The organism is Roseomonas sp. TF40, from assembly GCF_057219975.1.
Genome location: NZ_JBXVVR010000002.1, coordinates 467,184 through 488,115, shown reverse-complemented (window position 1 = coordinate 488,115; position 20,932 = coordinate 467,184). Strand labels below are relative to the sequence as shown.

Annotated in this window: 20 protein-coding genes; 14 read left to right on the top strand and 6 right to left on the bottom strand. The window is 68.9% G+C overall.

Annotation, left to right across the window (positions count from 1 at the left end):
* Positions 1-25: 25 nt before the first annotated feature.
* From sdhA to sdhC, 3 genes are all read right to left on the bottom strand, one after another.
* Positions 26-1,843, bottom strand: coding sequence for a succinate dehydrogenase flavoprotein subunit (gene sdhA, locus AC2D9U_RS08345; RefSeq protein WP_484748012.1), 1,818 nt, complete (start codon positions 1,841-1,843; stop codon positions 26-28).
* A 78-nt stretch (positions 1,844-1,921) separates the two neighbouring features.
* Positions 1,922-2,326 (bottom strand): succinate dehydrogenase, hydrophobic membrane anchor protein, encoded by a 405-nt coding sequence (gene sdhD / locus AC2D9U_RS08340; RefSeq protein ID WP_484748011.1) that lies wholly within the window; start codon positions 2,324-2,326, stop codon positions 1,922-1,924.
* Between the two features lie 5 nt (positions 2,327-2,331).
* Positions 2,332-2,712: a succinate dehydrogenase, cytochrome b556 subunit gene (gene sdhC / locus AC2D9U_RS08335; RefSeq protein ID WP_484748010.1), complete on the bottom strand. Its 381-nt coding sequence runs from the start codon at positions 2,710-2,712 to the stop codon at positions 2,332-2,334.
* Between the two features lie 313 nt (positions 2,713-3,025).
* Between sdhC and AC2D9U_RS08330 the strand changes: the two genes are divergently transcribed.
* The 13 genes from AC2D9U_RS08330 to AC2D9U_RS08270 all read left to right on the top strand — a co-directional run bounded on the left by AC2D9U_RS08330 (position 3,026) and on the right by AC2D9U_RS08270 (position 17,252).
* Positions 3,026-3,748, top strand: a complete 723-nt coding sequence (locus AC2D9U_RS08330) for an SDR family oxidoreductase (protein WP_484748009.1) — start codon at positions 3,026-3,028, stop codon at positions 3,746-3,748.
* A 42-nt stretch (positions 3,749-3,790) separates the two neighbouring features.
* Entirely contained in the window at positions 3,791-5,530 is a 1,740-nt protein-coding gene (locus AC2D9U_RS08325; RefSeq protein WP_484748008.1) for a M28 family peptidase, read from the top strand.
* Positions 5,527-6,933, top strand: coding sequence for a M20/M25/M40 family metallo-hydrolase (locus AC2D9U_RS08320; protein ID WP_484748007.1), 1,407 nt, complete (start codon positions 5,527-5,529; stop codon positions 6,931-6,933). Before AC2D9U_RS08325 ends, AC2D9U_RS08320 begins: the two co-directional genes overlap by 4 nt.
* A gap of 5 nt (positions 6,934-6,938) precedes the next feature.
* Positions 6,939-8,597, top strand: a complete 1,659-nt coding sequence (locus tag AC2D9U_RS08315; RefSeq protein WP_484748006.1) for a M28 family metallopeptidase — start codon at positions 6,939-6,941, stop codon at positions 8,595-8,597.
* 14 nt (positions 8,598-8,611) lie between these two features.
* On the top strand, positions 8,612-10,036 hold the full coding sequence (locus AC2D9U_RS08310; RefSeq protein ID WP_484748005.1) for a M20 family metallopeptidase: 1,425 nt from the start codon (positions 8,612-8,614) through the stop codon (positions 10,034-10,036).
* Positions 10,037-10,040: 4 nt separating this feature from the next.
* A complete protein-coding gene (locus tag AC2D9U_RS08305; protein WP_484748004.1) occupies positions 10,041-11,606 on the top strand; it encodes an ABC transporter substrate-binding protein in 1,566 nt (521 codons plus the stop codon).
* Complete coding sequence (locus AC2D9U_RS08300) at positions 11,603-12,190, top strand: GAF domain-containing protein (RefSeq protein ID WP_484748003.1); 588 nt, start codon at positions 11,603-11,605, stop codon at positions 12,188-12,190. Before AC2D9U_RS08305 ends, AC2D9U_RS08300 begins: the two co-directional genes overlap by 4 nt.
* Positions 12,191-12,247: 57 nt before the next feature.
* Positions 12,248-12,505, top strand: a complete 258-nt coding sequence (locus AC2D9U_RS08295) for a DUF3297 family protein (protein ID WP_484748002.1) — start codon at positions 12,248-12,250, stop codon at positions 12,503-12,505.
* Positions 12,506-12,653: 148 nt separating this feature from the next.
* Positions 12,654-13,448, top strand: coding sequence for a phosphate/phosphite/phosphonate ABC transporter substrate-binding protein (locus tag AC2D9U_RS08290; protein ID WP_484748001.1), 795 nt, complete (start codon positions 12,654-12,656; stop codon positions 13,446-13,448).
* A 95-nt stretch (positions 13,449-13,543) separates the two neighbouring features.
* Positions 13,544-15,745, top strand: a complete 2,202-nt coding sequence (purL, locus tag AC2D9U_RS08285) for a phosphoribosylformylglycinamidine synthase subunit PurL (protein WP_484748000.1) — start codon at positions 13,544-13,546, stop codon at positions 15,743-15,745.
* Between the two features lie 21 nt (positions 15,746-15,766).
* Positions 15,767-16,000, top strand: coding sequence for a BolA family protein (locus AC2D9U_RS08280; RefSeq protein WP_484747999.1), 234 nt, complete (start codon positions 15,767-15,769; stop codon positions 15,998-16,000).
* A gap of 25 nt (positions 16,001-16,025) precedes the next feature.
* Positions 16,026-16,364, top strand: coding sequence for a Grx4 family monothiol glutaredoxin (grxD, locus tag AC2D9U_RS08275; protein WP_484747998.1), 339 nt, complete (start codon positions 16,026-16,028; stop codon positions 16,362-16,364).
* 75 nt (positions 16,365-16,439) lie between these two features.
* The gene (locus AC2D9U_RS08270) at positions 16,440-17,252 is read left to right on the top strand and encodes a hypothetical protein (RefSeq protein ID WP_484747997.1); all 813 of its coding nucleotides are present in this window, start codon (positions 16,440-16,442) and stop codon (positions 17,250-17,252) included.
* A gap of 61 nt (positions 17,253-17,313) precedes the next feature.
* On the opposite strand, the gene rpsD is transcribed toward AC2D9U_RS08270, so the two are convergent.
* Positions 17,314-17,931 (bottom strand): 30S ribosomal protein S4, encoded by a 618-nt coding sequence (rpsD, locus tag AC2D9U_RS08265; RefSeq protein ID WP_484747996.1) that lies wholly within the window; start codon positions 17,929-17,931, stop codon positions 17,314-17,316.
* A gap of 219 nt (positions 17,932-18,150) precedes the next feature.
* Between rpsD and AC2D9U_RS08260 the strand changes: the two genes are divergently transcribed.
* The gene (locus tag AC2D9U_RS08260; protein ID WP_484747995.1) at positions 18,151-18,354 is read left to right on the top strand and encodes a hypothetical protein; all 204 of its coding nucleotides are present in this window, start codon (positions 18,151-18,153) and stop codon (positions 18,352-18,354) included.
* 34 nt (positions 18,355-18,388) lie between these two features.
* Here the strand turns inward: AC2D9U_RS08260 and rho are convergent, their stop codons facing one another.
* Positions 18,389-19,663, bottom strand: a complete 1,275-nt coding sequence (rho, locus tag AC2D9U_RS08255; protein WP_484747994.1) for a transcription termination factor Rho — start codon at positions 19,661-19,663, stop codon at positions 18,389-18,391.
* A gap of 283 nt (positions 19,664-19,946) precedes the next feature.
* Positions 19,947-20,927 (bottom strand): hydroxyacid dehydrogenase, encoded by a 981-nt coding sequence (locus tag AC2D9U_RS08250; protein ID WP_484747993.1) that lies wholly within the window; start codon positions 20,925-20,927, stop codon positions 19,947-19,949.
* Positions 20,928-20,932 lie beyond the last annotated feature (5 nt).

Here is a 20,932-nt window from a genome sequence, read left to right as displayed (position 1 = left end):
CCTCCGGCGATCGGACGGCTCGGCCTCAGTAGACGCGCGCCTTGGGCGGGAAGACCTGCACCTCATTGGTCAGGGTGCGCATCTTCACGTCGCGGTAGTCGAGCTTGACGTTGCGCTTCTCATCCACCCAGGCCAGCGTGTGCTTCATCCAGTTCACGTCGTCGCGCTCGGGGTAGTCCTCATGCGCATGGGCGCCGCGGCTTTCCTTGCGCGCCTCCGCACCCACCACCGTGGTCAGCGCATTGCCGATCAGGTTGTCCAGTTCCAGCGCCTCGACCAGGTCGGAGTTCCAGATCAGGCTGCGGTCGGCGATGCGGATGTCCTCGTAGCCGGCGGCGACCTTGTTCATCTTCGCAACACCTTCCTTCAGCAACTCGGAGGTGCGGAAGACGGCGGCGTGTTCCTGCATGGTGCGCTGCATGGCAAGCCGCACCTCGGCGACGGAGGAGGAACCCTTCGCGTGCCGCACGCGGTCGAAGCGCGCGATCGAGGCCTCGCCCGCGCCGGGCGGCAGCGGCGGCTGGCTCGCACCCGGCTTGATCGTCTCGGCGGCGCGATGCGCGGCCGCGCGGCCGAAGACCACGAGGTCGAGCAGCGAGTTGGTGCCGAGCCGGTTGGCGCCGTGGACGGAGACGCAGGCCGCCTCGCCCACCGCCATCAGGCCGCGCACCACGCGGTCCTGGTCGCCCGGGGTCGGGCTCAGCACCTCGGTGTGGATGTTCGTGGGGATGCCGCCCATGTTGTAGTGCACGGTCGGCAGCATCGGGATCGGCTCCTTCGTCACATCGACGCCGGCGAAGATCTTGGCCGTCTCCGAGATGCCGGGCAGGCGCTCATGCAGCAGGTCGGCGCCCAGATGCTCCAGATGCAGGTGGATGTGGTCCTTCAGCGGGCCGACGCCGCGGCCCTCGCGGATCTCCATGCTCATGGCGCGGGAGACGACGTCGCGCGAGGCAAGGTCCTTCGCCGTCGGCGCGTAGCGCTCCATGAAGCGCTCGCCCTCGGAATTGGTCAGGTAGCCGCCCTCGCCGCGCGCACCTTCCGTCACCAGACAGCCCGAGCCGTAGATGCCGGTCGGGTGGAACTGCACGAACTCATTGTCCTGGAGAGGCAGGCCGGCGCGCAGCACCATGCCGCCGCCATCGCCGGTGCAGGTGTGGGCCGAGGTGCAGGAGAAATAGGCGCGGCCATAGCCGCCCGTCGCCATCACCACGCTCTGTGCGCGGAAGCGGTGCAGCGAGCCGTCCTCGAGGTTCCAGGCGGTGACGCCGCGGCACACGCCCTCATCATCCATGATGAGGTCCAGCGCCAGGTATTCGACGAAGAACTCGCAATTGGCCTTCAGCGCCTGCTGGTAGAGCGTGTGCAGGATGGCGTGGCCGGTGCGGTCGGCGGCCGCGCAGGCGCGCATCGCCGGCGTCTTGCCGTAGTTCTGCATGTGGCCGCCGAAGGGGCGCTGGTAGATCTTGCCATCCTCGGTGCGGCTGAAGGGCACGCCGTAATGCTCGAGCTCGATGATGGCCGGGATCGCCTCGCGGCACATGTATTCGATGGCGTCCTGGTCGCCGAGCCAGTCCGACCCCTTCACGGTGTCGTACATGTGCCAGCGCCAGTCATCCTCGCCCATGTTGCCGAGCGCGGCACCCACGCCGCCCTGCGCCGCCACGGTGTGGCTGCGCGTGGGGAAGACCTTGGTGATGCAGGCCGTCTTGAGGCCCGAGGCCCCCATGCCGAAGGTCGCCCGCAGCCCCGCGCCACCCGCGCCGACCACCACCACGTCATAGGTGTGGTCCACGATCCGGTAGGCGCCGGAGCCGATCGAAGGCTTGGAGATCGCGTTCATGCTATCCGCCGTCCGTCCATCCGAGGGGGGCGCACCCCATAGCGCACCCCCATGATTGCAACAGGTTGGTGCGCCTGCTCAGACCGCAATGCGCAACACGGCCAGCGCGGAGGTCAGCGCCAGCAGCGCGCAGGCCGCCTTCACCCCCAGCACGCCGGCAATCTTCACCCACTCCACATGGGCGTAGTCCTCGATCACCACCTGCAGCCCGGCCGCGATGTGGTGGAAGGTCAGCCCGATCATCGCCAGCAGCAGCACGGCGTTGAGCGGCTGGCCGATCCAGGCCACGGCCTCGGCATGGGTCATGCCGGCCGAGCTTGCGAGGCTGAGCACGAACCAGAAGGTCAGCGGCAGCAGCGCCAGCGAGGTGACACGCTGGCTCCACCAATGCTGCACGCCCGATTTGGCGGACCCCGCGCCGCGCACGCGCCCGAGTGGTGTGCGAAGCTGGGTCGGGCGGGGTGCCTGGGTCAGGTCGGTCATGATGCTCACCAGGAAATCAGCAGGAGAAGCCAGGTCAGGCCGGTCAGCACCGCCGTGCCCACCAGCAGCATCCTGCCGCTGCGATAGACGCTCGGCAGGTCGAAGCCGTAGCCGGCATCCCAGGCCAGGTGGCGGATGCCCGCCAGGGTGTGGAACCAGACCGTCGCGGTCAGGCCCATCAGGAAGAGGATGCCGATGAAGGAGCCCAGGAACCACTGCACGGTGGCGAAGGCCTCGGGCCCCGCCGCGGCGGCGGCCAGCCACCAGACCATGACGATGGAGCCGATGCTCCAGGCGATGCCGGTGATGCGGTGCGAGATGGAAAGCGCGCTGGTCATCTGCATCATGTCGTAGACCTGCAGATGCGGCGACAGAGGCCGGCGCACGGGCGTTCCATCCGACCGGCGACCGACCATGGTCGCCTCCCGCGAATCCGGGGCTGATGACATGCGGCTGCTCCACCTTGGCGGGTCAGGGGCCCTGCGTGACGGGGCCCGGGCCTGCTTCTTCCTCGCGCAGGGTTGTATGGTGCGGTGCGCAATGGCGTCAACGCATGGCCGGGCGGATGGGTGCAACTTCAGCCGATTGCCGGGATTTTCGGCAAAACATGACAGGAAGTTAACCGCACCTCCGCCGGCCCGCCCCGTCTGGTCGCCCCACGCCGCGCAGGCCAGGATGACGCGCAGGAGGAGCCTCGCCATGACCAATTCCGTGCTCATCACCGGCGGGTCGGGCGGCATCGGCCGCGCCATCGCCGCCCGCGCCGCGGAGGCCGGCTGGCGGGTGCTGAACCTCGACCTTGCCCCGCCCGCGCACCCCCTGCCGCGTGAGGTCTTCCTGCCTTGCGACTTCGCCGACCTGCCCGCCGCCCGCGCCGCCCTGGCCGAGGTCGCGCAGCTTCACGCGCCGACGCGGCTCGTGAACAATGTCGGCGTGGTGAAGCCCGCGAGCCTGGAGGAGACGAGTGTCGAGGACCTGGCCACGGTCCATGACGTCAATCTCCGCAGCGCCGTCCTGGCGGCGCAGGCCCTGCTGCCGGCGATGCGCGCGGCGGGCTTCGGGCGCATCGTCAACATCGCCTCCCGCGCCGCGCTGGGGAAGGAACTGCGCACATCCTATGCGGCGAGCAAGGCGGGGCTGATCGGCCTCGCGCGCACCTGGGCGCTGGAACTCGCCGCGGAGGGCATCACGGTGAACGCGATCGGCCCCGGGCCCATCGCCACCGAATTGTTCCGCCGCGCCAACCCCGACAACAGCCCGCGCACCCGCGCCATCATCGAGGGCGTGCCCGTGAAGCGGCTCGGCACGCCGGAGGACGTCGCCAACGCCGTGCAGTTCTTCCTCGATGACCGCTCGGGCTTCGTCACCGGCCAGGTGCTCTATGTGTGCGGCGGGCTGACCGTGGGGCTTGCGCCGATCTGAAATTCGGCCGCAGCATCCCGACGACTGCGCACGGGATGAACCATGAACGAGCTCGAACGCCGCCTGCTGGATGCCGTCACGCTGGACGCGCCCTGGGAGCTGGTGGAGGCCTTCTCCCGAACCCCGCGCTGGCTGCCCGCCCAGGTGAATGCGGGCGGGGAGATGATCGCCCAGCGCCTGCGGTCCTTCGGCATCCCGGTGACGGTCCACCAGCCGGAGATCTACCTCGCCGTGCCGCTGAGCGCCTCGGTCGAGGCCGGCGGCGTCACGCACCGCGCCAAGCCGCCGACCTCGTCCTTGCCGGTGCCGGAGGGGCGCACCGCGCCGCTGCTCTACCTGCCCGCGAATCCCAAGGCGCTGCGGTCCTACTCGCGCGACATCGGCGAGTTGTTCGGCGGCGCGCTGAAGGATGAGGCCGATGCGCGCGCGCGCGTCGCCGGGAAGATCCTGCTGACCGAGGGCTTCGGGAATCCCGCCATCGCCTCGCTGGTCGAGGAATGGGGCGGGCTCGGCGTGATCGCGGCCAATCCCGGCGTCGACGTGCATTGGGGCACCTGCACCACCATCTGGGGCACGCCCGACCTCGACGATCTGCCGCGCAAGCCGAAGATCCCGATGGCGACGGTGAACAAGGCCTCGGGCGAGGCGCTGCGCGCCATCGCGCAGCAAGGTGGTTCGGCCACCATCCGCAGCGAATTGCTGGAAGGGATGTTCGCGCAGAACATCCCGGTGGTGGAGATCCCGGCCGCGGATGGCAACCCCGATTTCGTCCTGCTGCACGGGCACTATGATTCCTGGGATGTCGGCGTGGGCGACAACGCCACGGGCAACGCCACGCTGCTGGAGATCGCGCGCCTGCTCTGGGCGAATCGCCACGAACTCAAGCGCGGCGTGAAGATCGCCTGGTGGGCCGGGCATTCCACCGGCCGCTATGCCGGCAGCACCTGGTATGCCGATGCCTTCGGCCTGGAGCTGGACGCGCATTGCGTGGCCCAGATCAATTGCGACAGCCCCGGCTGCCGCTGGGCGAGCAGCTTCCACGACACCACGACGATGTCCGAGACGCGCGAGCTGGTGCGCGAGGCCATCGCCACCGTCGCCCCCGGCGCGCCCTTCGCCACCAAGCGGCCGAAGCAGGCGGGCGACTACAGCTTCTCGAATATCGGCCTGACCAGCTTCTACATGCTGAGCAGCACCATGCCCGAGGCGCTGAAGGCCGAGAAAGGCTATTACGACGTCTCCGGCTGCGGCGGGAACATCGCCTGGCACACCGAGAACGACACGCTCGAGATCGCGGACCGCGACTATCTGCTGCGCGACATCCGCATCTACCTGCTCTCGACGCTGCGCGTCACGCAACCCGCATTGCTGCCCTTCGACTTCAGCGCGACGGCGGCGGAACTCGCGGGCCATGTCGCGCGCTATGCCAAGGCGGCGGCGGGCGCCTTCGATCTCTCGCTCTGCGTGACGGAGACCGCGCGCTTCGCGGAGGCCGTGCAGGACTTCCAGCAGCGCGCGGCGAGCGGGGCCATGCCCGCCGCGCGCGCGAACGCCGTGATGAAGCAGCTTGCGCGGCTGCTCGTGCCGCTGAACTACACCAAGGGCCCGCGCTTCACCCATGACCCGGCGGTGACCGCCCCCCCCATCCCCTGCCTCGCCATCGCCGCCGAGATCACGCGCCATGAGGGCCAGATGCTCGGCTTCGCGCGCACGCAATTGCTGCGCGGCCAGAACCGCTACGTGGCGGCGCTGCGCGCGGCGACCGCGCTGGTCGCGCCATGACCGGCACGCGGGAAGGCGCGCGCGCGCGGGCCACGCGCTGCTTCGACAGCGGCGACTACCTGAGCGCGCTGCGCCGCCTCGTCGCCGTGCCGACGGAAAGCCAGATCGCCGGCAGCCTGCCGGACCTGACACGCTACTGCACGGAAACGCTGCCCGATCTCATGCAGGGCATGGGCTTCGACCATCGCGTGCTGGACAATCCGCGCCCCGGCCGCGGCCCGGTCTTCCTCGCCACGCGGCAGGAGGGCGCGCAGCTGCCCACGGTGCTGATCTACGGCCATGGCGACGTGGTGCGCGGCCTCAAGGGGAAATGGAGCGAAGGCCTCGACCCCTGGGAGGTCACGGTGCGCGGCGACAAATGGTACGGTCGCGGCACGGTGGACAACAAGGGCCAGCACCTGATCGCCATCGAGGCGCTGCGCGCCGTGATGGCCGAGCGTGGCGGGCGCCTCGGCTTCAACGCGAAGGTGCTGGTCGAGACCGGCGAGGAGCAAGGCTCGCCCGGCCTGCGCGACCTGCTGCGGGCCGAGCGCGCGGCGCTCGCCGCCGATGTCTTCATCGGCCTCGACGGGCCGCGCCAGACCACCTTCATGCCCGAGCTGAAACTCGGCGCGCGCGGCGGCGTGGCCTTCGACCTCGTGGTGCGGTTGCGCGACCATGCGCATCACTCGGGCCATTGGGGCGGCGTGCTGGTCGATCCCGGCTTCGTGCTGGCGCAAGCCATGGCCAGCATCGTCGATCGCAAGGGCCGCATCCTGGTCGAGGGCTGGACGCCGCCCGCGATCCCGCCCGCGGTGCAGCGCGCCATCGACGAGCTCGTCATCGAGCAGATCGAGGGCATGCCCGAGGCCGACCCCGACTGGGGCGAACCGGGCCTCAGCACGGCCCAAAAAATCTTCGGCTGGACCAGCGTCATCGTGCTCGCCGCCCTCACCGGCCATCCCGACGCGCCGACCAACGCCGTGCAGGGCGAGGCCCGCGCGCGGCTGCAGGTGCGCCATTGCGCGGATGTCGCGGGCGCTGCCATCGTGCCCGCGCTGCGCCGGCATCTCGACGCGCAGGGTTTTTCGAATGTCGAGATCATTCCGCTGGTCGAGCGCGACATGTTCGGCGCGGCGCGCACCGACCCGGACAATCCCTGGGTCGGCATGGTCGCGTCCTCCATGCAGCGGAGCTCGAACCGCGCGCCCAACATCGTGCCCAATTCCTCCGGCTCCAACCCCTCGGACATGTTCCTCGAGGAGCTGGGCCTGCCGGTGATCTGGGTGCCGAACAGCTATTCGGGCTGCAACCAGCACGGCCCGGACGAACATGCCCTCGCGCCGCTGCTGCGCGAGGGACTCGGCCTCATGGCCGGCATCTGGTGGGATATCGGCGCGGGTCTCGCGCCGCGAAAGGGTTGATCGCCATGCAGGACATCACCGGACAGGTCAGCGGCGCCGAGATGATGGCGAATCTGCGCGAGATCGCGCGCTGGCAGAAGCTCTCAGGCACACCGGAAGAGGCCGAGGCGCTCGCCTTCGTCGACTCCCGCATGAAGGCCTATGGCTTCGCCACGCAGACCCTGCTGCACGACGCCTATATCTCGCTGCCTGGCAAGGCCGCGGTGCTGGTGGATGGCAGGGCGATCACCGCCATCACGCAATCCTTCTCCCTGCCCTCGCCGGCGGGTGGGCTCTCCGGCGTGCCGGTCTATCTCGGCCATGGCACGGAGGCCGATTTCGCGAAGGCCGATGTGCGCGGGCGCATCCTGCTGGTCGAGGGCATGGCCACGCCCGCCGTCGCGCGGCGCGCGACCGAGGCGGGGGCCATCGGCCATCTGCACATCAGCCATCACGAGCACATCCATGAGATGTGCATCTCCCCCGTCTGGGGCAGCCCTTCCGCCACCACCCTCGGCGACATGCCGAAGACCGTGGTGTGCAGCGTCAACAACGCCGATGGCGGCGCGATCCGCGATGCCCTGGCCGCCGGCGCGCAGCCCGTGGTGACGCTGCACGCCGAGGTCGATACGGGCTGGCGCAAGACGCCGATCCTGGTCTGCGACCTCGCCGGGCCGGATGCGAATTTCGTGCTGATGTCGGGCCATCACGACACCTGGTATTTCGGCGTGATGGACAATGGCTCGGCCAATGCCGGGATGATGGAGGTCGCGCGGCTGGCGGCGCAGAATCGTGCGCAGATGAAGCGCGGCCTGCGCGTCTGCTTCTGGTCCGGCCACTCGCATGGCCGCTATTCCGGCAGCGCCTGGTATGCCGACACGCATTGGGCGGAACTCGACCGCCACTGTGCCGCGCATGTGAATGTGGACAGCCTCGGCGGGACGGGGGCCACGGTGCTCGCCAACGCCGCCGCCATGACCGAGCTGCGCCACCTCGCCGCCGAGGCGGTGCAGGCGCACACCAACCAGACCTATGTCGGCAAGCGCAAGGTGCGCAATTCCGACGAGAGCTTTGTGGGCATCGGCATCCCCTCCATGCTGGGTTCGATCAGCGAGCAGCCGGCGAAGCACGCGCAGGCGCGCAACGCGCTGGGCTGGTGGTGGCACACGCCGCATGATCTGCTCGACAAGATCGACGAGTCGAATCTGGTGCGCGACACGCGCGTGCTGGCGCAGGTGACCTGGCGGCTGCTGAGCGAGCCCCTGCTGCCGCTCGACCACGCCGCCACCGCCGGCGCGCTGCTTGCGGAGTTGCAGGCGCTGCAGCCGCGCCTCGATGTCGCACCACTGATCGAGGCCGCGACGAAGCTGCGCGACACCGCCGCCGCCATCACGGCCCGCGGCGCCGCGGGATCGGTCGATTGCGCCAATGCGGCGCTGATGCGCGCCTCCCGCGCCCTGGTGCCGGCGGACTACACCACGGGCGACCGCTTCACCCATGACGCGGCCCTGCCGCTGCCACCCTGGGCCGTGCTGGCGCCGCTGCGCGCCCTGGCCGCGACGCCGCCCGGCAGCGATGCCGAGAAGTTTGCCGAGGTGGATGCAAGGCAGGCGCGCAACCGCCTCGCCTTCGCGCTGCGCGAGGCGCAGACTGCCCTCAACGCCGCGCTGGCCGCGCTGACCTGAACCGGAGAGAGATGATGCGCAACGACGACGAGATCTGGCGCCTGGTGGATGACCGGCGCGACGCCTATGCCGCGCTCTCCGACCGCGTCTGGGGCATGCCCGAGCTCTGCTACAACGAGCATCGTTCCGCCGCCGAGCACAAGGCGATGCTGGAGGCCGAGGGCTTCCGCGTCACCACCGAGGTCGCTGGCATCCCCACCGCGGTGATGGGCGAAGCGGGCGAGGGCGGGCCCGTCATCGCCATCCTCGGCGAGTATGACGCGCTGCCCGGCCTCTCCCAGGAAGCGGGCGTGGCCGAACCCCGCCCCGTGCCGGGCGAGACCAGCGGCCATGGCTGCGGGCACAACCTGCTGGGCTCGGCCAGCCTGCTCGCCGCCGCGGCAGTGAAGGACTACCTGAAGGCGAACAATTTGCCCGGCCGTGTGCGCTACTATGGCTGCCCGGCGGAAGAAGGGGGCGCGGCCAAGGGCTTCATGGTGCGCGACGGCGCCTTCGACGATGTGGACATCGCCATCTCCTGGCACCCGGCCTGCTTCTCGGGCGTAAATGAGCCTTCCTCGCTCGCCAATACGCGCATCGACTTCACCTTCGTCGGCCGCGCCGCGCATGCCGCCTCAGGCCCGCATCTCGGGCGCAGCGCGCTGGATGCGGTGGAGCTGATGAGTGTCGGCGTGAACTACATGCGCGAGCACATGCCCAGTGATGCGCGCGTGCACTACGCCTATCTCGATGCCGGCGGCATCGCGCCCAACGTCGTGCAGTCGCGCGCCAAGGTGCGCTACCTGATCCGCGCGCGGAACCTCTCGGAGCTGACGCCGCTGGTCGCGCGCGTGCGCAAGATCGCCGATGGCGCGGCGCTGATGACCGAGACGACGGTCACGACGCAGGTGATCTCCGCCGTCTCCAACCTGCTCGGCAACACCGCGCTGGAACAGGCGATGCACGAGAATTTCGAACGCCTCGGCCCGCCGCAATTCACCGCTGAGGACCGCGAAGCCGCCGCGCGCTTCCAGGCGACGCTGCGCGAGGAGGACATCATCGCCGCCTATCGCCGCCAGGGGCTCGCGATCGAGAAGGGCAAGTCGCTCTGCGACAGCATCGTGCCGCTCAACGCCAAGGGCGCGGGCATGGTGGGCAGCACCGATGTCGGCGATGTGTCCTGGAAAGTGCCCACCGTGCAGGCGCGGGGTGCGACCTACGCCATCGGCACGCCGGGCCATTCCTGGCAGCTCACCGCGCAGGGCAAGCTGCCGGCGGCGCATACCGGCATGGTGCATGTGGCGAAGGTGATGGCGGGCACCGCGGTGGATGCGCTGCGCGACCCGGGCATCGTCGCGCGCGCCAAGGCCGAGCATGCGGCGAAGATGGCCGAGACGCCCTATGTCTGCCCGCTGGCGCCGGATGTGAAGCCGGCGCTCGGCATGTCCCTGGCGGAGTAGCGTCATGCGCCTTCTCACCCTTGCCCTGGTGGCTGCGCTCGCTTTTCCCGCCGCGGCGCAGGAGTTGCGCATCGGCTTCAAGGCGGCGGTGGATGGCGCGGATCCGCACCTGAACTACACGCCCAACCGCAACGTCCAGCTGCATGTCTATGAGCCGCTGGTCTTCCAGGATGAGTTCCTGCGGCCCCTTCCCGGCGCGGCCTCATCCTGGCGCGCGCTGGATGACCGGACCTGGGAATTCACGCTGCGCGAGGGCCTGACCTTCCACGACGGCACGCCGGTGACGGCTGAGGATGTGGTGTTTTCCATCCGCCGCGCCCGCGCCATCACGGGGCTGCGCACCTTCGTCGCGCAGACGCGCAGCGTTGCCGCGGTGGAGGCCGCGGATGCGCGGCGCGTCATCATCCGCACCAACGGCCCCGCGCCGCTGCTGCCCAACCAGATGGGCGTGCTGGTGATCCTCTCCGCCCGCGCGGCCGAGGGCGCGACCGAGGCCGATTTCAACGGCGGGCGCGCGGCCATCGGCACCGGCCCCTATCGCTGGACGCGGCTGACCCCCGGCGCCGAGGTGGTGCTGGATCGCCACCCGACGCATTGGGCGCCGCTGCCGCCCTGGCAGCGCGTGACCTTCCGCTTCATCGCCAATGACAGCGCGCGCGTGGCCGCGCTGCTGGCCGGCGATGTGGACGTGATCGACAGCGTGCCCTCCTCGCTCTTCGCCCGGGTGCGGGAGAGTGAGCGCACGCAGCTTGTCACCGGCCCGGGCACCTTCGTGCTCTACATGTATCTCGACCAGTTCCGCGAGCGCGTGGTCTTCGCCACCGGCGCGGATGGCCAGCCCCTGCCGAGCAACCCGATCCGCGACGGGCGCGTGCGCCAGGCGATGAACCTCGCCATCAACCGCCCGGCGCTGGCCGAGCGCGCGCTGGAGGGCGCGGCCGATCCCATCGCGCAATTCGCCGGCCCCGGCTTCATTGGCCACGATGCCAGCCTCGGCCTGCCGCCTTTCGACCCGGCCCAGGCGCGGCGCCTGCTGGCCGAGGCCGGCTACCCGTCCGGCTTCAACCTCACCGTGCAATGCACGAATGACCGCTTCTCGGGCGATGCGCGGGTCTGCCAGGCGATCGCGCAGATGCTGACCGCGGTCGGCATCCGCACGACGGTCGAGGCGCTCCCTTCGGCGGTGTTCTTCCGCCGCGCCAATGGCGGGCCGGGGCTCGACCCGGAATTCACCGCCTTCCTCGCCATCTTCGCCTCCTCCACCGGGGTGGCGAGCGAGAGCATCGGCTCCATCCTGCGCACGCGCGATCCGGCGCGCGGGCATGGGCCGCTCAATCGCGGGCGCTATTCGAACCCCGCCCTTGATGCCGCGCTCGACCGCGTGGATGCGAGCTTCGACCCGGCGGAGGGCGAGCGGCTGATGGGCGCGGCCGCGCGCATCGCCATCGCGGACAACGCCATCCTGCCCATCGTCTCGCTGCGCTCGAGCTGGGGCGTGCGGCGGGGGCTGAGCCTGACGCCGCGCGGCGATGGCTACACCTACGCCACCGGCATCCGCCCCGCGCCATGAGCCTGGCGCTGCTCGATCGCGCGGGGGCGGCCGCCCTCGCCGCGCCGGGGCCGGAGGAGGCGATGCGCGCCATCGCCCAGGCCTGTTTCGACACGCTCGGCGACCGCAGCGCGCCTCTGCGCCCCGGCGCGCTGAAGGAGGGCGAGCGGCAGTATTTCGTCGCGGGCACCTTCTTCGTCACGCCGGACAGGCAGCACCACATGCTGGTCGGCAGCATCGGCTTCCCGGCCGAGCAGCGGCGGCTGATGGTGCCCATCGATGGCGGGCATCCCGCGCGCGTCATGGCGAGCCGCGCGCCCCTGCTGCTGGCGAACACGGATGAGGACCAGGGCTTCCGGCAATACCTGAAATCCTCGCGCATGGGCTCCTCGGCCTATGCGCCGATGCTCTTCCGCGGCGACTTCCTCGGCCAGCTCATCATCGCGGCGCAGGCGCGGCACACGCTGGGCGCGGGCGACCTCGCCGCGCTCACCGCCGCCGCGCATCTGGCCGCTGCCTGCTGGGTGGCGCAGGGCGGGCCGGACTGGCTGCGCGCCAACGCCAACCCGCCCGATGCCTACTACGCCGCGAAGCAGGGGCTCTAGGCGCCACGGCCCGGCGCGGCTACCACCACGGCCATTCCTTCCCGTGGACTTGTGAGCATGACAACGCCCCTGCCCGACCGCCTCTCCGCCGACCCTGCCAGCCCCTATCACAATGCCGAGCTGCTCGCGCGCGGCGTGGGCATCCGCTTCAAGGGCGTCGAGAAGACGAATGTCGAGGAATACTGCATCAGCGAGGGCTGGGTGCGTGTGGCCGTCGGCAAGGCGGTGGACCGCCGCGGCCAGCCGCTGACCATCAAGCTGCAGGGCACGGTCGAGGCCTATCTGCGCGACGAAGTGCCGCCCGCGGCGGGCTGATGGAAGATCGACGGGGCGCTTGCTTGCGGCCCGAAGGGCCGAGCGCCCGAATGGGCGCCGCCGCAAGTGCGGCGAAGCCAAGCCGCGCGGATGCGCGGCGCCCGGCGTCTGAGGGACACGAAGGTTCTACCTTCGTGTCGCTGAAATGATGCCGCGCTTCATCGCCAATGCGCGCATGTATGCCGTGGCCCCCGAGGCGGAGGCCACCTGGCGCGCGCTGATCGATGACGTCGCCGCCCGCGCCGGCGTCGCGCTGGACTACACGCCCTACCCCGCGCCGCAGCCGTTGGAGGATCTCTGGCGGCGCGGCGATCTGGGGCTGGTGCAGATGTGCGGCTACCCCATCGCGCTCGGCATCGCGCCGGTGCAGCCCCTCGCGGCGATGATCCCGGACCTGCAATGGGCCGGCGGGCGCGCCCTCTATCGCTCGGACCTGATCGTGCGGGCGGAGAGCCCCTTTGCGCGGCTCGAAGATACCTTCGGCCATCGCCTGGGCTGGACGGTCACGCATTCGCATTCCGGCTTCAACGCGCTGCGCCACCATCTGCTGCCGCACCACCAGGCGCGCGGCGGGCCGCTCTATCGCGAGGTGGTGGGCGATCTCGTCACCGCGCGCGGCGTGCTGGATGCGGTGCGGGAGGGGCGGATCGATGTCGGCCCGCTCGACGCCTATTGGCACGCGCTGATCGCGCGCCACCGGCCCGACCTCACGGCGGGCCTCCGCGTGCTGGACTCGACAGACCTCGCCCCGATGCCCGCCTTCGTCGCCTCACCCGCCCTGCCGGCCGAGCAGGTGGCGGCGCTGCGGGACGCGCTGGTGGCGACCCCGCCCCACCCCGCGCTGCACCTCGCCGGCTTCGCGCCGGTCACGCAGGAGAGCTTCGCTACCACCCTCGCCTGGGATCGCGCGGCGAGGGCCGCCGGCTACGCCCTGCCGGGCTGAGAGGGGGGCGCATGCCCCCCATGCGCGGCGAGGCGTCTCTCCCCGCGCGCGAAAAACTGCTACCCAGAGGCCGAACGTCGCTTTTCGGAATGCCGATGCCCCAGCCCCTCGACCCCGCGCGCGCCAAGCAACTCGCCGCGGAATTCGGCCTCAAGCCCGATGAGTTCGAGCGTGTGCTCGCCATTCTCGGCCGGACCCCGCGCCTGGCGGAACTCGGCATCTTCTCGGTCATGTGGTCGGAGCATTGCTCCTACAAATCCTCGCGCGTCTGGCTGAAGACGCTGCCGACCAGCGCTCCTTGGGTGATCCACGGCCCGGGCGAGAATGCCGGCGTGATCGACATCGGCGATGGGCTGGCCGCCATCTTCAAGATGGAGAGCCACAACCACCCGAGCTTCATCGAGCCCTACCAGGGTGCGGCCACCGGCGTGGGCGGCATCCTGCGGGATGTCTTCACCATGGGCGCGCGGCCCATCGCCAACCTCAACGCGCTGCGCTTCGGCCAGCCCGACGCGCCGCGCATGACGCGCATCATCGATGGCGTGGTGCGCGGCATCGGCGGCTACGGCAATTGCGTCGGCGTGCCGACCGTGGGCGGCGAGGTGAATTTCCACCCCGCCTACAACGGCAACCCGCTGGTCAACGCCATGACCGTGGGCATCGCGCCGAAGGACCGCATCTTCCTCAGCGCGGCGGCGGGGGTGGGCAACCCCGTGGTCTATGTCGGCTCCAAGACCGGGCGCGACGGCATCCATGGCGCGACCATGGCCAGCACCGAATTCAGCGCCGACACCGAGGAAAAGCGCCCCACCGTCCAGATCGGCGACCCCTTCACCGAGAAGCTGCTGATCGAGGCCTGCCTGGAACTCATGGCCACCGACGCCATCGTCGCCATCCAGGACATGGGCGCGGCGGGGCTGACCAGCAGCAGCGTCGAGATGGCCAGCAAGGGCGGCGTGGGCATCGAGCTGCTCATGGACCAGGTCCCGCAGCGCGAGGCCGGCATGAGCGCCTATGAGATGATGCTCTCCGAATCCCAGGAACGCATGCTGATGATCCTCAAGCCGGGCCGCGAGGCCATGGCCGAGGCCATCTTCCGCAAGTGGGAGCTGGATTTCGCCGTCATCGGCCATCTGACCGACACCGGCCGCATCGTCATCCGCCACAAGGGCGAGATCGAGGCCGACATCCCCCTCGCCCCCCTGGAATCCGAGGCCCCCCTCTACCGCCGCCCCACCGCCGAGACGCCGAAGCAGCCGGTGCTGGACGCCGCCGACATCGACAACCCGATGGGCATCCTGCCGGCGCTGGAGAAGCTTGTCGGCTCGCTCGACCTGTGTTCGCGGCGCTGGATCTGGGACCAGTATGACAGCACCGTGGGCGGGCAGACCGTGCAGCGCCCCGGCGGCGCCGATGCGGCCGTGGTGAAGCTCGAGGGGCTCGACCGCGCGCTGGCCATGACCACGGATTGCACGCCGCGCTACGTGCTGGCCGACCCCGAGGAAGGCGGCCGCCAGGCGGTGGCCGAGGCCTGGCGCAACCTGACCGCGGTCGGCGCCACGCCGCTGGCCATCACCGACAACATGAATTTCGGCAATCCGGAAAAGCCCGAGATCATGGGGCAATTCGCCGCCGCCGTGCGCGGCATGGCCAGCGCCTGCCTCGCCCTCGACTTCCCGGTCGTGAGCGGCAATGTCTCCCTCTACAATGAGACCAATGGCCGCGCGATCCTGCCCACGCCCGCCATCGGCGGCGTCGGCGTGCTGGAACAGGCGCGCCAGGCGGTGGGGCTCGGCCTCGCCCCGGGGCTCGACCTGGTGCTGGTGGGCGAAGGGCGCGGCTGGCTCGGCCAATCGCTCTGGCTGCGCGAGATCGCGGGGCGGGAGGCGGGCGCGCCGCCGCCCGTCGATCTGGCCGCCGAGCGCAGGATTGGCGATTTCGTACGCGCGCAGATCCTCGGCGGGGCGGTGGCCGCCTGCCATGACTGCGCCGATGGCGGGCTGCTGGTGACCCTGGCCGAGATGGCGATGGCGACCGGCGTGGGCGCGGTGCTGGAAGCGCCGCCGGCCGGCCTCGCGCCGCATGGCTGGTGGTTCGGCGAGGACCAGGGCCGCTATGTGCTGGCCGTGGCCGATGGCGCCGGCCTGCTTGCCGCCGCCGCCGCCGCCGGGGTGCCGGCGCGGCGCCTGGGCCGGAGCGGGGGTGGGGACTTGGTTCTGGCCGATGCTTCCTCCATATCCGTGGGAAGCTTGGCGGCGGCGCATGAGGCGACCCTGCCGGCATTGATGGCTTCTTGAGGACTGGGGGGGCTGAGTGCCATGGCGATGCAGGCGGCGGAGATCGAGGCGCTGATCAAATCGGCGCTGCCCGATGCCATCGTGACGATCGAGGACCTGGCCGGGGATGGCGACCATTACGCCGCGACCGTGGTTTCCTCGGCCTTCAAGGGCATCTCCCGCGTCAAGCAACACCAGATCGTCTATGCGGCGCTGCAGGGGCGGATGGGCGGTGCGCTGCACGCCCTGGCGCTGCAGACCTCCGCGCCCGAATAACCCCTTTCTGAAAGGAACCCGACCGATGACCGACAGCGTGCATGACCGCATCAAGGCCGAGATCACCGAGAACCCGGTGGTGCTCTACATGAAGGGGACGCCGGTGTTCCCGCAGTGCGGCTTCTCGGCCCGCGTGGTGCAGATCCTTTCGCATGTGGGCGTGCCCTTCAAGGGCGTGAACGTCCTGGCCGACATGGAGATCCGCGAGGGGATCAAGACCTTCTCGAACTGGCCGACCATCCCGCAGCTCTATGTGAAGGGCGAGTTCGTGGGCGGCTGCGACATCGTCACCGAGATGTTCCAGGCGGGCGAACTGCAGGCGCTTTTCGCCGAGAACGGGGTTGAGGTGAAGGCGGGGGCTTGAGGGTAGCGCCGAATGGTGGCCTGGTCGCGTTCCAGGCTACCGTGCCGCTAGAAGAGCAGTGGTCGGAGGCTACCAATGAGCAATGGTGAGGTGGAAAGTATAGAATTAGAAAAGACATCTTTGGCGTTGCTTTTGGTTCCCCTATTCCGACGGCTTGCTGATGTTAATGCGGGGGACCTTCCCGCCGCGCCAATTGAGGCGCGGCTTCGAATCATGTTCGACGTGCCGCCGAACGACAGCATTTATTCTTTGATGCATATAATATCTGAATCTATTCGAAAGCTAGAAACTCAGATCCAGGCGCTCGCCAACGATTATCCCTTGTTCGCGCAGCACGCTTTGAATGCAGTGAAAGACTTAAGAAGATGCGTCGAGCCTGACTCTCTCATTCGTGATGTTCGCCATATCAATCAGTTCGCTACTGACAGCAATTTCAAATTTATCGAATCTGTCGGGGATATAATAAGGGGTAAATCACCAATAGCTTTAATCCCGAAAGAAATAATTCCTAAATTGCTCGCTCAGGTAGATGAAATCGATCGGCTCATCTCGGATGCCGAGTTTAGTAGTATTTCAGAAAAGGCGCTTTTGGCTTACTCAGCTCAATTTAGGTGGGCTATTTCTAATTGGCATCTCCTTGGTGGCGACGCTGTATTCAACGCCTCGGGCGGAATGCTGAGTATACTTCGCCGTATAGAAGAGTCGGAGCCAGCAGTTCGCTCGGACGAAGATTCCAAAAAGAAGACGGCTTATCAGCGCGCTCTAGAAATCACGGATTGGGCAGGTCGGATCGCGTTGTTTTGGGATATAGCAAACACAAGCGTGAAGCTACTCGAAGGTTCGGTCCTTAAGCAGATCACCTACGCGCCAGCGATAGCCGGATCATAAAAAAGCGCCGGCCCCTCGCGGGACCGGCGCTTTCTCGTAAGGCCCGAAGGCCCGCTCAGCCTCAGCGCGAATAGAACTCGACCACCAGGTTCGGTTCCATCTGCACCGGATAGGGCACGTCGCTCAGCTTCGGCGCGCGCAGGATGCGGCCGCGCATGGCGCGGTGGTCGATCTCGATATATTCGGGCACGTCGCGCTCGCCGCTCTGCGCCGCATCCAGCACGCAGGTCAGCTGCTTCGACTTCTCCTTCACCTCGATCACATCCGTGTCCTTCACCAGGTAGGACGAGATGTTGAGGCGCTTGCCGTTCACCAGCACATGGCCGTGGTTCACGAACTGCCGCGCGGCGAAGGGCGTCACCGCCAGCTTCATGCGGTAGATCACCGTGTCCAGACGGCGCTCCAGCAGCTCGATCAGGTTCTCCGAGGTGTCGCCCTTACGGCGCACGGCTTCCTCGTAGTACTTGCGGAACTGCTTCTCGCCGATGTTGCCGTAGTAGCCCTTCAGCTTCTGCTTCGCCATCAGCTGAACGCCGAAGTCGGTCGGCTTCTGCTTGCGGCGCTGGCCATGCTGGCCGGGGCCGTATTCCCGCTTGGCGATGGGGGACTTCGCACGGCCCCAGAGGTTCACCCCGAGGCGGCGGTTGATCTTGTACTTGGATTCAGCGCGCTTGGTCACAAAAGGCTCCGGCCCCCACCCCATGACAGGATGCGGGTCTTTTCTTGCGCCGCCACGCCTTGAGGCGCTTCGCGGCAGGTTGTCCCGGTAGGCCGGGGGTCCGGATGACCCCAAGCGGGCGCGCAGCCCGAAGCTGCGTCCACGTTCCCGGAAGTGCGCGCCTTCTAGAAGCGGGGCCGCAGCTTGTCAAACCGCGGCGAAACCCCCTAATCGCCGGCCATGATCACGCGCGCGGATATCCTGGTGCTCGGCCTCACCGCCGGGGTCGTCGGCTCCCTGGTGGGGGGCATGATGCTCGGCATCGGCATGGGGCTCGTGATCGGCGGGCAGCATCTGGGCTGGCTGCTGGTCATGCCCGCCGCCCCTGTGGCCGGCATGATCGGCTACATCCTCGCCCGCAAGCTGGCCCGCAAACTGGATTAGGCCGGCGGGCGCGAAGCTGATGCGGTGAACACCCTCAGGTGTTCATCGCATCAAAGAAGTCCTGATTGGTCTTGCTGTATTTCAGCTTGTCGAGCAGGAACTCCATCGAATCCTGCGTGCCCATCGGGTTCAGGATCCGGCGCAGCACCCACATCTTGCTGAGCGTGCCGCGCTCGACCAGCAGCTCTTCCTTGCGGGTGCCCGACTTCGTGATGTCGATCGCCGGGAAGGTGCGCTTGTCGGAGAGCTTGCGGTCGAGCACCAGCTCGGAATTGCCGGTGCCCTTGAACTCCTCGAAGATCACCTCGTCCATGCGGCTGCCGGTGTCGATCAGCGCGGTGGCGATGATGGTCAGCGAGCCGCCTTCCTCGATGTTGCGCGCCGCGCCGAAGAAGCGCTTGGGCCGCTGCAGCGCGTTCGCGTCCACGCCGCCGGTCAGCACCTTGCCGCTGCTCGGCACCACCGAGTTGTAGGCGCGGCCCAGGCGCGTGATGGAATCGAGCAGGATCACCACGTCGCGCTTGTGCTCGACCAGGCGCTTCGCCTTCTCGAGCACCATTTCCGTGACCTGGACGTGGCGCGTGGCGGGTTCGTCGAAGGTGGAGGCCACGACCTCACCGCGCACGGTGCGGGCCATGTCGGTCACTTCCTCGGGCCGCTCGTCGATCAGCAGCACCATCAGGAAGATGTCGGGGTGGTTCGCCGTGATGGACTTGGCGATGTTCTGCAGCATCACCGTCTTGCCGGTGCGCGGAGGCGCCACGATCAGCGCGCGCTGGCCCATGCCGATGGGGGCGACGAGGTCGATGATGCGGTGGGTGTAGTCCTTGGTCGGGCCCTTCGCCACGGCCTCGGCGTCCGCATTCTCCATCTTCAGGCGCCGCGTGGGGTAGAGCGGCGTGAGGTTGTCGAAGTTGATGCGGTGCTTGAGCGCCTCGGGCGCCTCGAAATTGATGGTGTCGACCTTCAGCAGGGCGAAGTAGCGCTCGCCATCCTTGGGCGCGCGGATCTGCCCTTCCACCGTGTCGCCGGTGCGCAGCGCGAAGCGCCGGACCTGGGCGGGGGAGACGTAGATGTCGTCCGGGCCGGGAAGGAAATTGGCCTGCGGGCTGCGCAGGAAGCCGAAGCCGTCGGGCAGGATCTCGAGCGTGCCGTCGCCATAGATGGCCTGCTCATTGTCGGCCAGCGACTTCAGGATCGCGAACATGATGTCCTGCTTGCGCAGGGACGAGGCGTTCTCGATCTGGAGGGATTCGGCGAAGGCCAGCAGGTCGGCCGGCGATTTCGCCTTGAGTTCGGAAAGATGCATGGGGCGGACGCGTCCGTCGTGCGCGAGGAAGGAGACAGGCGGTGGGCCCGGAACGGCGGCGGCAAGCCGAGGCGGCGAACGATGCTTCGGCTCGCCCAGACCGCGCCACGACCCAGGGGGTGCGGCGTCCGGGGGGCAAGAAGGGGAGGGACCGGCGGCGCCACGGGGCGCGACGCGACCGATTTGTCGGAACCGACGCCACAACCCTATGGGGCGGGCGCCCGCCCGTCAACACGCAACTCGGCACGAAGGGCGGCGGAGTCAAGGGGCTGGGGGCGGAAGCTCAGTTCCGCCGGGCCAGGACCTCCCCATTTACCACGATGTCGGGGTCGAGCGTGCCGGCGAAGCAGCCGAGCACCGCGGCCGCGCTGTCCATCGCCATGCGGCGCAGCCCTTCCTGCGTGCTGGCGGCGACATGGGGCGTCATGATCAGGTTCGGCACGGAGAGCAGGGAGATGGGCGTCTCCACCGGCTCTTCCTCGAAGACATCGATGCCGGCCGCGGCCAGGTGGCCGGCGCGCAGCGTCGCCTCCAGCGCGCGCTGGTCCACGATGGTGCCGCGCGCCGTGTTCACGAAGACCGCGCCGCGCTTCATGCGGGCGAAGAAGGCCGCGTCGATCATGTTGCGGGTGGAGGGGCCGCTCGGCACATGCACGGTGACGATGTCCGCGACGCCCGCGGCCTCGGCGGCGTCGTCCACCGGGGTGAAGCCCAGGCCGCGGATGCTGCCCTTCGCCACATTGGGGTCGCGCACCAGCACCTGCATGCCGAAGGCGGCGCAGAGCTTCGCCACCCGCGTGCCGATTCGCCCGAAGCCCACCACCAGCACGGTCTTGCCCGCGAGATCGAAGGTCGGCAGGCCCGGCTGCGCGCCCCAGACCGGCGTGGCGGCGCGGAGATTGGCGTTGAAGTCGGTCAGCCGCCGCGCGCAGGCCAGCATCATCATCAGCGCGTGCTCGGCGACACTCACCGCATTCGCCTCGGGCGTGATGGTGAGCGGGATGTTGCGCTCGGTGAGCGCGGCGACATCGACGATGTCATAGCCCACGCCATGCCGCGCGAGGATGCGCAAATTGGGGCAATGCGCCAGGAAGGGCCGGTCGATGCGGATGGTGCGCACGATCAGCGCATCGGCGGTGGGCAGCTTGGCGGCGAGCGAGGCTTCCGACAGATCCATCACCGTCTCGACCGTGACACCCGGCGCCTCACGCAGCAGGGCGATGGCGTCCTCATGGATCGGGCGCAGCGTGATGACATGCGGCATGGCGG

Coding starts and splice junctions, on each gene's coding strand:
- AC2D9U_RS08330 (WP_484748009.1), top strand. CDS start 3,026: ATGACCAATTCCGTGCTCATCACCGGCGGGTCGGGCGGCATCGGCCGC.
- purL (WP_484748000.1), top strand. CDS start 13,544: ATGCCCCAGCCCCTCGACCCCGCGCGCGCCAAGCAACTCGCCGCGGAA.
- AC2D9U_RS08260 (WP_484747995.1), top strand. CDS start 18,151: ATGATCACGCGCGCGGATATCCTGGTGCTCGGCCTCACCGCCGGGGTC.
- AC2D9U_RS08325 (WP_484748008.1), top strand. CDS start 3,791: ATGAACGAGCTCGAACGCCGCCTGCTGGATGCCGTCACGCTGGACGCG.
- AC2D9U_RS08270 (WP_484747997.1), top strand. CDS start 16,440: ATGAGCAATGGTGAGGTGGAAAGTATAGAATTAGAAAAGACATCTTTG.
- AC2D9U_RS08280 (WP_484747999.1), top strand. CDS start 15,767: ATGGCGATGCAGGCGGCGGAGATCGAGGCGCTGATCAAATCGGCGCTG.
- AC2D9U_RS08300 (WP_484748003.1), top strand. CDS start 11,603: ATGAGCCTGGCGCTGCTCGATCGCGCGGGGGCGGCCGCCCTCGCCGCG.
- AC2D9U_RS08320 (WP_484748007.1), top strand. CDS start 5,527: ATGACCGGCACGCGGGAAGGCGCGCGCGCGCGGGCCACGCGCTGCTTC.
- AC2D9U_RS08295 (WP_484748002.1), top strand. CDS start 12,248: ATGACAACGCCCCTGCCCGACCGCCTCTCCGCCGACCCTGCCAGCCCC.
- AC2D9U_RS08305 (WP_484748004.1), top strand. CDS start 10,041: ATGCGCCTTCTCACCCTTGCCCTGGTGGCTGCGCTCGCTTTTCCCGCC.
- sdhA (WP_484748012.1), bottom strand. CDS start 1,843: ATGAACGCGATCTCCAAGCCTTCGATCGGCTCCGGCGCCTACCGGATC.
- grxD (WP_484747998.1), top strand. CDS start 16,026: ATGACCGACAGCGTGCATGACCGCATCAAGGCCGAGATCACCGAGAAC.
- AC2D9U_RS08250 (WP_484747993.1), bottom strand. CDS start 20,927: ATGCCGCATGTCATCACGCTGCGCCCGATCCATGAGGACGCCATCGCC.
- rho (WP_484747994.1), bottom strand. CDS start 19,663: ATGCATCTTTCCGAACTCAAGGCGAAATCGCCGGCCGACCTGCTGGCC.
- sdhD (WP_484748011.1), bottom strand. CDS start 2,326: ATGACCGACCTGACCCAGGCACCCCGCCCGACCCAGCTTCGCACACCA.
- AC2D9U_RS08315 (WP_484748006.1), top strand. CDS start 6,939: ATGCAGGACATCACCGGACAGGTCAGCGGCGCCGAGATGATGGCGAAT.
- AC2D9U_RS08290 (WP_484748001.1), top strand. CDS start 12,654: ATGCCGCGCTTCATCGCCAATGCGCGCATGTATGCCGTGGCCCCCGAG.
- AC2D9U_RS08310 (WP_484748005.1), top strand. CDS start 8,612: ATGCGCAACGACGACGAGATCTGGCGCCTGGTGGATGACCGGCGCGAC.